Genomic DNA, 12975 nt, shown 5'->3' on the forward strand with positions numbered 1-12975 from the left:
ATTGCACAAGATCGCCCTTCAGCCCGGCAAAAAGAACAACGGGCAAAGAGGGCGAACAGTTCATATGTCGATCAAGGCGAGCATCTACCATCTCACCCACTACAAGTATGACACGCCAGTCCGCCTCGGGCCCCAGATCATCCGGCTGAAACCGGCCGCCCATTCGCGCACCAAGGTGCTCAGCCATGCGCTGAAAGTCACGCCGGCCAATCACTTCGTCAACCTGCAGCAGGACCCCTACGGCAATTACCAGGCCCGTTTCGTCTTCCCCGATCCGGTGACCGAGTTCAAGATCGAGGTCGACCTCGTCGCCGACATGACCGTCTACAATCCCTTCGACTTCTTCGTCGAGGAAGAGGCGATGAAGTGGCCGTTCGAATATCCGGCCGATATCCGCGACGACCTGAAGATCTACATGACGCCCGAGCCGGACACCCCGGCGCTGACCGCCTTCATGGCAACGCTCGATACGACGCCGGGCCAGGGCACGGTCGACATGGTGGTCGGCCTCAACGCCGCCCTGCAGCGGAAGATCGGCTATGTCATCCGTCTCGAGCCCGGCGTCCAGACGCCGGACGATACGCTGACCATCGGTCAGGGCTCGTGCCGCGACACCAGCTGGCTGCTGGTGCAAGTGCTGCGCCGCCTCGGTCTCGCCGCCCGCTTCGTCTCCGGCTACCTGATCCAGTTGAAGCCGGACTTGAAGGCGCTGGACGGTCCTTCGGGCACCGAGGTCGACTTCACCGACCTGCATGCCTGGGCTGAGGTCTACCTGCCGGGCGCCGGCTGGGTCGGCCTCGACCCGACCTCGGGGCTTCTGACGGGCGAAAGCCATATTCCGCTCGCGGCGACCCCCCACTATCGCAATGCCGCGCCGATCACCGGCGGCTATTTCGGTCATGCGAACACCGAATTCGATTTCGCCATGACGGTGACGCGCGTCGCCGAGCACCCGCGCATCACCATGCCGTTTTCCGAAGAGAGCTGGGATGCGCTGAACGCGCTCGGCCACCGCGTCGATGCCGAGCTTCAAGCCCATGACGTGCGATTGACCATGGGCGGCGAGCCGACCTTCGTGTCGATCGACGATTTCCAGTCGGAGGAGTGGAACACCGACGCGGTGGGCCCGACCAAGCGTGACAAGGCCGACACGCTGATCCGCCGTCTCAGGGAGCGCTTCGCGCCGGGCGGCTTCCTGCACTATGGCCAGGGCAAGTGGTATCCCGGCGAAAGCCTGCCGCGCTGGACCTTCTCGCTCTACTGGCGCAAGGACGGCAAACCGATTTGGCAGAACCCCGAACTGGTGGCCGAGGAAGGCAAGCGCTACGAGGTCACTGCCGACGATGCCGGCCGGCTGCTCGGCGAGATCGCCGAAGCCCTCGGCATCGAACCCGAAATGGTGGTGCCGGCCTATGAGGACCCCGGCGAATGGATCCTCAAGGAGGCCAATCTTCCCGACAATGTCGATCCGGCCAATTCCAAGCTGAAGGACCCGGAAGAGCGCAGCCGCATCGCCCGCGTGTTCGAACGCGGCCTGACCGAGCCGAGCGGCTATGTCCTGCCCGTCCAGACCTGGAACAGCAAGGCCACCGGCAAGCGCTGGGTGAGCGAGAAATGGAAGACCCGCCGCGGCAAGATCTTCCTCGTTCCCGGCGACAGCCCCGTCGGCTACCGACTGCCGCTCGGCGCCCTGCCCCATGTCCCGCCGGCGCAATTCCCCTATATCCACCCCGCCGATCCCAGCGAGCCGCGCGGCCCGCTGCCCGAAGTCGTTGAGCCCGCCGGCCGCGCCATGCCCGAAGCCTCGTTCCAGGTGGACGACACGATCCAGCAGGGCCGGGTCGAGCAGGTGCTCGGCGAGATCGGCGGCGCGGTGCGCACCGCCATGTCGGTCGAGGTACGCGACGGCCGCCTCAGCGTCTTCATGCCGCCGGTGGAACGCATCGAGGACTATCTCGAACTCGTCACCGCCGCCGAACAGGCGGCCACCGCCATAGGCCTGCCCGTCCATATCGAAGGCTATGCGCCGCCGCATGACGAGCGCATCAATGTCGTGCGCGTCGCCCCCGATCCCGGCGTCATCGAGGTCAACATCCATCCGGCCGCCAGCTGGGACGACTGCGTCTCGATCACCAGCGCCGTCTACGAGGAGGCGCGGGAATCGCGCCTCGGGGCCGACAAGTTCATGATCGACGGTCGCCACACCGGCACTGGCGGCGGAAACCATGTGGTCGTCGGCGGGGCCAATCCGGCCGACAGCCCGTTCCTGCGCCGCCCCGACCTGTTGAAGAGCCTCATCCTGCACTGGCAGCGCCACCCGTCGCTGTCCTATCTGTTCTCCGGCCTGTTCATCGGCCCGACCAGCCAGGCGCCGCGCATCGACGAGGCCCGCCACGACAGCCTGTATGAGCTGGAGATTGCCATGGCGCAGATCCCGATGCCGGGATCGGGCGAGGCTCCGCCGCTGCCCTGGCTGGTCGACCGGCTGTTCCGCAACCTCCTGATCGACGTGACCGGCAACACCCACCGCGCCGAGATCTGCATCGACAAGATGTTCTCGCCCGACGGCCCGACCGGCCGCCTCGGCCTCGTCGAGTTCCGCGGCTTCGAAATGCCGCCGAACGCCCGCATGTCGCTCGCCCAGCAGCTTCTCGTGCGCGCGCTCATCGCCCGGTTCTGGAAGAACCCGACCGGCGGCAGCTTCGTGCGCTGGGGCACGGCCCTGCACGACCGTTTCATGCTGCCGCACTATATCTGGCAGGACTTTCTCGAAGTGCTGGCCGACCTGCGCGACAACGGTTTCGACTTCAAGCCGGAATGGTTCGCCGCCCAGCTCGAATTCCGTTTCCCCTTCTACGGCGAGGTGGAATACGGCGATTCCCGTCTGGAACTGCGCCAGGCGCTCGAACCCTGGCACGTGATGGGCGAACAGGGCGCGATCGGTGGAACCGTGCGCTATGTCGATTCCTCCGTCGAACGGCTGCAGGTACGGCTGGAAACCGGTAATCCGGAGCGCTACGCGATCGCCTGCAACGGCCGGCGCGTACCGCTGACGAAAACAGGCACCAACGGGATTGCGATCGGCGGCGTGCGCTACAAGGCCTGGCAGCCGGCCTCGGGCCTGCATCCGGTCCTGCCGGTCAACACACCGCTAACATTTGATGTTTATGATATGTGGTCAGGCCGGTCGATCGGCGGCTGCGTCTATCACGTGGCGCATCCGGGCGGCCGTAACTACGACACTTTCCCTGTGAACGGGAATGAAGCGGAGGCAAGGCGGCTTGCACGTTTCGAACCGTGGGGCCATACAGCGGGCAATTTCCCGCTTTGGCCGGAGGCGGTGTCTGCGGAGTTCCCTCATACGCTGGACTTGCGGCGACCCCAGGGCATTTGACGATATGGCAAGCAAACCGGCAGCGGATAGGACCCCGGAAGACGAGGAGCCGGCAAAGGCGCGAACCGCGGGCTATCACGCGCTTCCCGGCGCCGCCGACGAAATGCTCGACGCCGAAGGCAATATCCGCCCGGTCTGGCAATCCTTCGTCTCGGCACTCGATCGCCTGTCGGATCACGATCTGCACGAGCGCTTTGCCCGCGCCGACCGCTATCTGCGCGACGCGGGCGTCTTTTACCGCGCCTATGGCGCATCCGGCTCAAGCGAGCGCGCCTGGCCCTTCTCCCACATCCCGGTGCTGATCGACGAGAAGGAATGGAACGTCCTGGCGGAAGGCCTCGTCCAGCGCGCCAATCTTCTCGAAGCCGTCGTCGCAGACATCTACAGCGACAACAGGCTGGTCGAGCAGGGCTTCCTGCCGCCAGCGCTCGTCGCCGCCAATCCGGAATTCCTGCGACCGCTGGTCGGCATCAAGCCCGTCGGCGGCCACTATCTGCATTTCTGCTCCTTCGAGATCGGCCGCGGTCCCGACGGCAATTGGTGGGTGCTCGCCGACCGCACCCAGGCGCCATCGGGCGCGGGTTTTGCCCTGGAAAACCGCGTGGCGACCACCCGCGCCTTTTCCGACGTCTACGGCGAAAGCCATGTGCATCGCCTCGCCTCCTTTTTCGGCGCCTTCCGCGAAGCCTTGCAGGCGCAGAAGCTCAACAGCGACGACCGGATCGCCGTCTTGTCGCCGGGCCCGGCCAACGAGACCTATTTCGAGCATGCCTACATTGCCCGATATCTCGGCATCATGCTGCTTGAGGGCGAGGATCTGGCCGTCGTCAACGGCTGCGTCATGGTGCGCACGGTTGCCGGGTTGAAGCCCATCAGCGTGCTGTGGCGCCGCCTCGATGCGGCCTTTGCCGATCCGCTCGAACTGAACCAGCATTCGCATATCGGCACTCCGGGCATGGTGCAGGCCCTGCGCAACGGCTCCGTCACCTTCGTCAACGCACTCGGGTCCGGCATCCTCGAAACCCGTGCCTTCCTCGCCTTCATGCCGACCATCTGTCGCCATCTGCTGGGCGAGGATCTCCTGCTTCCGTCGATCGCCACCTGGTGGTGCGGCCAGAAGAGCGAGCGCGGGCACGTGGCGCGCAACATCGACCGCATGGTGATCGGCCCCGCCTATTCGCGCCTGCCCTTCTTCGACGACAATGGCCGTTCCGTGCTCGGTTCGCGGCTGTCCGGCTCGTCTCGCCATTCGACGACCGAATGGCTGGAGACCGAAGGCTCGAACCTCGTCGGCCAGGAGGTCGTCACCCTCTCCACCACCCCCGCTCTGGTCGACGGCAAGCTGACGCCTCGTCCGTTGTCCCTTCGGGTCTATGCCGCCCGCACCCGCGACGGGTGGCAGATCATGCCGGGCGGTTTCGCGCGGATCGGTGCCGGCGACGATGTGACGGCGCTCGCCATGCAGTCGGGCGGCAGCGCCGCCGACGTGTGGATCGTCTCGGACAAGCCGGTCGACCGCACCTCGCTTCTGCCGACCGAGGAGAGCTTTGCCCGCAACATGCCCGGCAGCCTGCCAAGCCGCGCCGCGGACAATCTCTATTGGCTCGGCCGCTATATCGAGCGCTCGGAAGGGGCTTTGCGCATCCTGCGCGCCTGGCACGCGCGCTTTGCCGAATCCGCAGATCCGGATCAGCCGCTGCTCGCCTATGTCACCCGCTCCCTTTCCGACATCGACGTCGAGATGACGCATGGCGTGCCGGAAAGCCTGTTGCGCAACATCGACAGTGCCGTCTATTCGGCGAGCAATATTCGCGACCGCTTCTCGCCCGACGGCTGGCTGGCGCTGAACGACCTGGCCAAGACCGCACGCCGTTTCCACGACGCGGTCGGGCACGGCGACGATGCGGCGCACGCGATGACCGTGCTCCTGCGCAAGCTCGCCGGCTTTGCCGGGCTTGTGCACGAGAACATGTACCGCTTCACCGGCTGGCGTTTCCTCACCATCGGGCGGCTGTTGGAGCGCGGCCTGCACATGACCCGCCTGCTCGGTCACATGACGGCGGACGAAGCCCCCGACGGCGCGCTCGACATGACCCTGGAGATCGGCGACAACGTCATGACCCATCGCCGCCGCTACAATGTCAGCACCGCCCGGCTGACCGTCACCGACCTGCTGGCGCTCGATCCGCTCAATCCACGCTCGATCCTGTACCAGCTGGACGAAATTCGCACCGAGGTCGAGCAATTGCCCAATGCCTTCGTCAACGGCCAGATGTCGCCCCTCTACCGCGAGACCATGCGGCTGCACTCCATGCTGGCGGTGATGACGCCGGAGACGATGACCGCCGAGATCTATTCGAACCTGGAGCGCGATCTCGAAAAGCTCTCCGACCTGCTCGCCAGAACCTATCTCGGATAGCCGATGATTTACGATCTCTCCTTGCATATCGGCTATCGCTACGACGTCCCGGCTTCGGGCGCGCACCATATCCTGCGCCTGCTGCCGCTCTCGCTTGCCGATCGCCAGCGTCTGGTGGCGGGCAGCGTCACTGTCGATCCCAAACCGGATGAAACCAGCCGCTTCACCGACTTCTTCGGCCACCCGGCGAGTTATGTCATGTATCGCTCTCCGCACGAGAGACTGGATATCCGGATGCAGGCCCGCGTCTCGGTCCAGGCCCCGCCTCTGACCGCGGACTTCTCTCCGATCCTGGCAAAGCTCCCGGAGGAACTGGCCGACTGCTGGTCGCTCGGACCGGATTCGCCGCACCATTTTCTGGCGGAAAGCCCGCGGCTTGGCATCGACCCGATGATCGCCGATTATGCCCGTGCGGAAGTCAAGCCCGGCTTCACCGTGCGCCAGATCGCCGAGGCGATCTGCGCGCGCATCCACACCGACTTCAAGTATGACCCGAAGGCCACGACCGTCGACACCCCGCCGCTGGAGGCCTTCTCGCTGAAACGCGGGGTTTGCCAGGATTTTTCGCACATCATGATCATCGCGCTCAGAAGCCTCGGCATCCCTGCCGGCTATGTCAGCGGCTTCCTGCGGACCATTCCTCCGCCGGGCAAGGAGAGGCTGGAAGGCGCCGACGCCATGCATGCCTGGGTCAGGATATGGTGCGGCGAGACGGCCGGCTGGATCGAGCTGGACCCGACCAACAATATCAGTGTCGGGGCCGATCACATCGTCACCTCCTATGGCCGCGACTATTCCGACGTCGCACCGGTCATCGGCGTGCTGAAGAGCTATGGCAGCCACCAGACGGACCAGGCGGTCGACGTGGTTCCCGTCAAGTCGCCTCAATCTCCGGCGATCTCGCCGGTCAGCTAAAATTTTATCAAGCCATTTAAGCCGAAAAACAGGTTTCCCCTGTATCAGATCATCAAAGTGGTTCTCTGACGGATGAACATGATGGTCGACTTCAGGACAAAGCGTGCTTTTGGCCGCGGCTTCATCACCGATCGCGGCGGCAATTTCGGCATGATGACCGCAATCCTGCTTCCCGTGCTGCTGGCAAGCGCCGGGGTGGCGATGGACCTGGCGAAACTGGTCCAGGTGCGATCGGCCCTGCAGGACGCAGCGGACTCCGCCGCGCTCTCCGCCGCCTCGGCCCTCGCCGGAAAGGGCATCTCGGATGAGGAAGCCATTGCGCTGGCCAAAAAATTCCTGGCCGCCCAGTTCAAGAACACCAGCCTCAATGGCGGCACCATGCCCACCGAGGAGGAGGATGCCGTCGAGGATCTCGCAGACAGCGCCCTTGCCAGCGTTCAGCGGACTGCCGGCGCCGGCGGCGCCACCAACACGTATGAGGTAACCGTCAACGGCCATTACGACGTGTCGATGAACGCCTTCACCAAGCTTCTGGGATACGACAAGGTCCGCGTGAGCGTCGCCAGCACATCGGAAAGCACCACCGAGAGCAAGAACGCGCTCTCCATGTATCTGGTCGTCGACCGGTCCGGCTCGATGGGAGAAAACACAAGCACAGTCAACAGCGTGCAGCCGACCAAGGTGGAGTATTACCAGTGCGGCCGCTCCTGGTGTTCGCGCACCGTGACGAACTATGTGCTGAAGATTGATGCCCTGAAGGTTGCCGTGGCCGACCTCGTGGATCAGCTCAACACCGCAGATCCCGAAAAAAAATATGTCCGCACCGCGGCGATCTCCTATAATTCATCCAGCCAGTCGCCGACGACCTTCCAATGGGGGACGACCGCCGTGACGAACTATGTCAACGCCCTGACCGCGACCGGCGGCACGGATTCGTCGAACGCGGTCAAGACCGCCTATCAGAAGGTGACCGCCGCGAGCGAGGTCAACGCGCACATCGCCAAGAACGGCCAGAAGGATCCGGGCAAGTTCATCGTCTTCATGACCGACGGCGACAACAATTATACGAGCGCCGACACCTCGACCAGGGCCTGGTGCGACAGCGCCAAGGCCGCCGACGTCGAGATCTTCACCGTGGCCTTCATGGCGCCCTCGCGCGGTCAGCAGCTTCTGCAATATTGCGCGACCGATACCTCGCACTACTACGACGCCAGCGATGCCGCGCAGCTCGTCGCCGCCTTCAAGGAGATCGGCGAGAAGGCTTCGATGGCGGCGACCCGCCTCACCAACTGACACCCATCGCAGCGACGGTTCCAACCGCGAACGACACGTGAGAAGGCCGCGCACCCCAAGGGGAACGCGGCCTTTCGGCGCTCGGCATGGTCTTCGCAAGCTGTTGAAATTCAGCCACTTGATGGCAGGCCGCGGGCCGGGCCGTTTTTCACCTTTGCCGATTTCCTGTGTTGCAAGTGCTTCGTAACGATGCGTAAACTGTGTCATTGAACGCGTGCCGTTAGGGGAGAATCGGCGCCGCATCCGATAGGCGAGCAACCGAACTGGCGAGATCATGATCAACAGCCTGAGCAAAGCCGACCTGCCCCTGCCCCAACCACGCGTCTCCGATCCGGAGGTCCTGGCCGCAGAAATCATAGAGCGCCTGACCTATGGAATCGGCAAGGACGCCAAGGTGGCGACGCCACATGACTGGCTGACGGCCACCATCCTGGTCGTGCGCGACCGTATCATCGACCGATGGATGGAAACGACGCGGGCGGCCTACAACAACAATGCCAAGCGGGTCTACTATCTCTCGCTCGAATTCCTCATCGGCCGGCTGATGCGCGACGCCATGTCCAATCTCGGCATGATGGACGAAATCCGCCAGGCGCTCGCCTCAATGGGCGTCGATCTCGACGTCATCGCCGGTCTCGAGCCGGACGCGGCACTTGGCAATGGCGGCCTCGGCCGGCTCGCAGCCTGCTTCATGGAATCCATGGCGACCATCCACATCCCCGCCTATGGCTATGGCATCCGCTACGTGCACGGGCTGTTCCGCCAGCAGATGGCCGATGGATGGCAGGTCGAGCTTCCCGAAACCTGGCTCGCCCACGGCAACCCCTGGGAGTTCGAGCGTCGAGAGAGCTCCTATGAAATCGGCTTCGGCGGCGCGGTGGACACCGTCGCCGGCCAGGACGACGAACCGCATTTCGTCTGGAAGCCGGGCGAACGGGTGATCGCCACGGCCTACGACACGCCGGTGGTCGGCTGGCGCGGCGAACATGTCAACACGCTCAGGCTGTGGTCGGCCCAGCCGATCGATCCGATCCTGCTCGAGGCCTTCAACGCCGGCGACCACATCGGCGCGCTCAAGGAAAGCAACAAGGCCGAAACCCTGACCCGCGTCCTTTATCCGGCCGACGCCACGTCCGCCGGCCAGGAACTGAGGTTGCGCCAGGAGTATTTCTTCTGTTCCGCCTCGCTGCAGGACATCCTTCGCCGTCATCTGCAGCAGGGCAACGAACTCTCGGCCCTGCCGGACAAGGTGGCGATCCAGCTCAACGACACGCACCCGGCCATTTCCGTCACCGAACTGATGCGCCTGCTGTGCGACGTGCACGGCCTCGACTTCGACACCGCCTGGGACCTCACCTGGCGCACCTTCTCCTACACCAACCACACCCTGCTGCCCGAGGCGCTGGAGAGCTGGCCGGTACCATTGTTCGAGCGGCTGCTGCCGCGCCATATGCAGCTGGTCTATGCGATCAATGCCAAGATCCTGCGCGACGCCCGCAAGAACCGCAATTTCTCCGACCACGAGATCAGCCATATCTCGCTGATCGACGAGAGCGGCGAGCGGCGGGTGCGCATGGGCAATCTCGCCTTCATCGGCTCGCACAGCATCAACGGCGTCTCCGCGCTGCACACCGAGCTGATGAAGGAAACGGTGTTCGCCGACCTGCACAAGCTCTACCCGGACCGCATCAACAACAAGACCAACGGCATCACTCCGCGCCGCTGGCTGATGCAGTGCAATCCGCGACTGACGTCGCTGATCCGCGACACGGTCGGCCCGGACTTCCTCGACGACGCGGAAAAGCTGAAGGCGCTCGACGCCTATGCCGACGATCCGGAGTTCCAGAAGCAGTTTGCCGCCGTCAAGCGCGCCAACAAGGAACAGTTGGCCAACCTCGTCGCCAGCCGCATGGGCATCCGGCTCGACCCGTCGGCCATGTTCGACATCCAGATCAAGCGCATCCACGAATACAAGCGCCAACTGCTCAACATCATCGAGACCGTGGCGCTGTTCGACCAGATCCGCACCCATCCCGAGCGCGACTGGGTGCCGCGGGTCAAGCTGTTTGCCGGCAAGGCGGCGCCGAGCTATCACAATGCCAAGCTGATCATCAAGCTCGCCAACGACGTCGCCCGCGTCATCAACAACGACCCGGCGGTGCGCAACCTGCTCAAGGTCGTGTTCATCCCGAACTACAACGTCTCGCTGGCCGAGGTCATGGTGCCCGCCGCCGACCTCTCGGAACAGATTTCCACCGCCGGCATGGAAGCGTCGGGAACCGGGAACATGAAGTTCGCGTTGAACGGAGCGCTGACCATCGGCACCCTTGATGGGGCCAATGTCGAGATGCGCGACCATGTAGGCGAGGAGAACATCGTGATCTTTGGCATGACGGCCGGCGAGGTCGCAAAGGTCAGGGCGGGAGGACACGATCCGCGCGCCGTGATCGAAAGCTCGCGCGAACTTTCCCAGGCCCTGGCGGCAATCGCATCCGGCGTCTTTTCGCCCGACGATCCGGGTCGTTTTTCCGGTTTGGTCGATGGTCTGTACCAGCATGATTGGTTCATGGTCGCTGCCGACTTCAACGGCTATGCCAAGGCCCAGCGCGACGTCGATACCCTATGGGGCGACAATGCGGCCTGGTATTCCAAGACGATCCGCAACACGGCGCGCATGGGCTGGTTCTCTTCCGATCGAACCATTCGCCAGTACAGCGCCGACATTTGGAGAGCCTGATGGCAAAGTCACCGAAGAAGATCGGTGATGCCGCGCCGCCGGAGATCCCACCGGCGGGCGAGATCGAGGCGATTGTCCATGGCCAGCACAACGACCCCTTCTCCGTGCTGGGACTGCACAAGACCGCATCCGGGTTTGTCGCGCGATGCTTTATCCCCGGCGCGGAAGCCGTCTCCGCTCATTCCATCGGCGGCGCCGCACTGGGCGATCTTCAATGCCTCGACCCCGCCGGTTTCTTCTGCGGACGGGTCACCGCCGAAGCCTTCCAGCCGCTGCGCTATCGGGCCACCCGCGGCGACGTCGAGTGGACCGTCACCGACCCTTACAGCTTCGGGCCGGTGCTTGGACCGATGGACGATTATTATGTTCGTGAGGGCTCGCACCTGCGGCTGTTCGACAAGATGGGCGCCCATCCGCTGAAGCATCAGGGCGTCGATGGCTTTCATTTCGCCGTTTGGGCGCCGAATGCCCGGCGGGTCTCCGTCGTCGGTGACTTCAACGAATGGGACGGACGACGCCACGTGATGCGGCTTCGCCGGGACACCGGCATCTGGGAGATCTTCGCCCCCGACGTCAGGCGCGGCTCCGCCTACAAGTTCGAGATCATCGGCAAGAACGGCGAACTGCTGCCGCTGAAGGCCGATCCCTATGCGCGGCGCGCCGAGCTTCGGCCGAAGAACGCCTCGATCACCACGCCCGAACTGGAACAGGCCTGGGACGACGCGGCGCACCGCAAGCATTGGGCGTCCATTGACCAGCGCCGCCAGCCGATCAGCGTCTACGAGGTTCATGCCGGCTCCTGGCAACGGCGCGACGACGGATCGATGCTGAGCTGGGACGAGATGGCCGCGCGCCTCATCCCTTACTGCGTCGACATGGGCTTCACTCATATCGAGTTCATGCCGATCACCGAGCACCCCTACGATCCGTCCTGGGGCTACCAGACGACCGGCCTCTACGCCCCGACCGCGCGCTTCGGCGAGCCGGAAGGCTTCGCCCGCTTCGTCAATGGCTGCCACAAGGTCGGCCTCGGCGTCATTCTCGACTGGGTGCCCGCCCATTTTCCGACCGATGCCCACGGCCTGCGCTGGTTCGACGGAACCGCGCTCTACGAACACGAGGACCCGCGCCAGGGCTTCCATCCCGACTGGAACACGGCGATCTACAATTTCGGTCGCCTCGAGGTCGTATCCTACCTCGTCAACAACGCCCTTTACTGGGCGGAGAAATTCCATCTCGACGGGCTGCGCGTCGATGCCGTCGCCTCCATGCTCTACCTCGACTATTCGCGCAAGGAAGGCGAGTGGGTCCCCAACGAGTATGGCGGGCGGGAGAACCTGGAGGCGGTGCGTTTCCTGCAGCAGATGAACAAGGCCGTCTACGGCACCCATCCGGGCATCATGACCATCGCCGAGGAATCGACCTCCTGGCCCAAGGTCTCCCAGCCGGTGCACGAAGGCGGGCTCGGCTTCGGCTTCAAGTGGAACATGGGCTTCATGCACGACACGCTGAGCTATTTTGCCCGCGATCCGGTGCACCGCAAGTTCCATCACCAGGAGCTGACCTTCGGCCTGCTCTATGCCTTTTCCGAAAACTTCGTCCTGCCAATCTCCCATGACGAGGTCGTGCACGGCAAGGGTTCGATGATCGCCAAGATGCCCGGCGACGACTGGCAGAAGTTTGCCAACCTGCGCTGCTACTACGGTTTCATGTGGGGCCATCCGGGCAAGAAGCTGCTGTTCATGGGCCAGGAATTCGCCCAGTGGAGCGAATGGAGCGAGGAGCGTTCGCTCGACTGGAACCTGCTGCAGTATTCGCTGCACGAGGGCATGCGCCGGCTGGTGCGCGACCTCAACTTCACCTACCGCTCGAAGCCTGCGCTGCACGCCCGCGACTGCGAGGGCGAAGGCTTCGAATGGCTGATCGCCGACGACCACGACAATTCCGTCATTGCCTGGCTGCGCAAGGCACCCGGCGAAAAGACCATCGCGGTGATCTGCAACCTGACCCCGGTCTATCATGAGGGTTATGTCGTGCCGCTTCCGGCGACGGGGCGCTGGCGCGAGATCCTCAATACGGACGCGGAAATTTACGGCGGCAGCGGGAAGGGTAATGGCGGACGCGTGGAGGCCGGTCCGGGAGACGGAGGCCGCGCCTACGCCATCCTGACCTTGCCGCCGCTGGCCGTCATCATGCTGGAACAAGAAAACTGAGTCG

At 64.1% G+C, this 12975-nt stretch carries 6 protein-coding genes; all 6 read left to right on the forward strand.

Annotated features, from left to right (window positions below):
• Positions 1-64 precede the first annotated feature (64 nt).
• Positions 65-3394: a DUF2126 domain-containing protein gene (locus tag RHIZ70P_RS07400; protein ID WP_115669744.1), complete on the forward strand. Its 3330-nt coding sequence runs from the start codon at positions 65-67 to the stop codon at positions 3392-3394.
• Positions 3395-3398: 4 nt separating this feature from the next.
• A complete protein-coding gene (locus RHIZ70P_RS07405) occupies positions 3399-5813 on the forward strand; it encodes a circularly permuted type 2 ATP-grasp protein (protein ID WP_115669745.1) in 2415 nt (804 codons plus the stop codon).
• A gap of 3 nt (positions 5814-5816) precedes the next feature.
• Positions 5817-6728: a transglutaminase family protein gene (locus RHIZ70P_RS07410; protein ID WP_115669746.1), complete on the forward strand. Its 912-nt coding sequence runs from the start codon at positions 5817-5819 to the stop codon at positions 6726-6728.
• Positions 6729-6809: 81 nt separating this feature from the next.
• Entirely contained in the window at positions 6810-8021 is a 1212-nt protein-coding gene (locus RHIZ70P_RS07415; RefSeq protein WP_115669971.1) for a TadE/TadG family type IV pilus assembly protein, read from the forward strand.
• Positions 8022-8295: 274 nt separating this feature from the next.
• Entirely contained in the window at positions 8296-10758 is a 2463-nt protein-coding gene (locus RHIZ70P_RS07420) for a glycogen/starch/alpha-glucan phosphorylase (RefSeq protein ID WP_115669747.1), read from the forward strand.
• A complete protein-coding gene (glgB, locus tag RHIZ70P_RS07425; RefSeq protein ID WP_115669748.1) occupies positions 10758-12971 on the forward strand; it encodes a 1,4-alpha-glucan branching protein GlgB in 2214 nt (737 codons plus the stop codon). The genes RHIZ70P_RS07420 and glgB overlap by 1 nt, the downstream gene beginning before the upstream one ends.
• Positions 12972-12975: the final 4 nt, after the last annotated feature.

The organism is Paenirhizobium selenitireducens ATCC BAA-1503, assembly GCF_900492185.1.
Classification (GTDB): Bacteria; Pseudomonadota; Alphaproteobacteria; order Rhizobiales; family Rhizobiaceae; genus Allorhizobium; species Allorhizobium selenitireducens_A.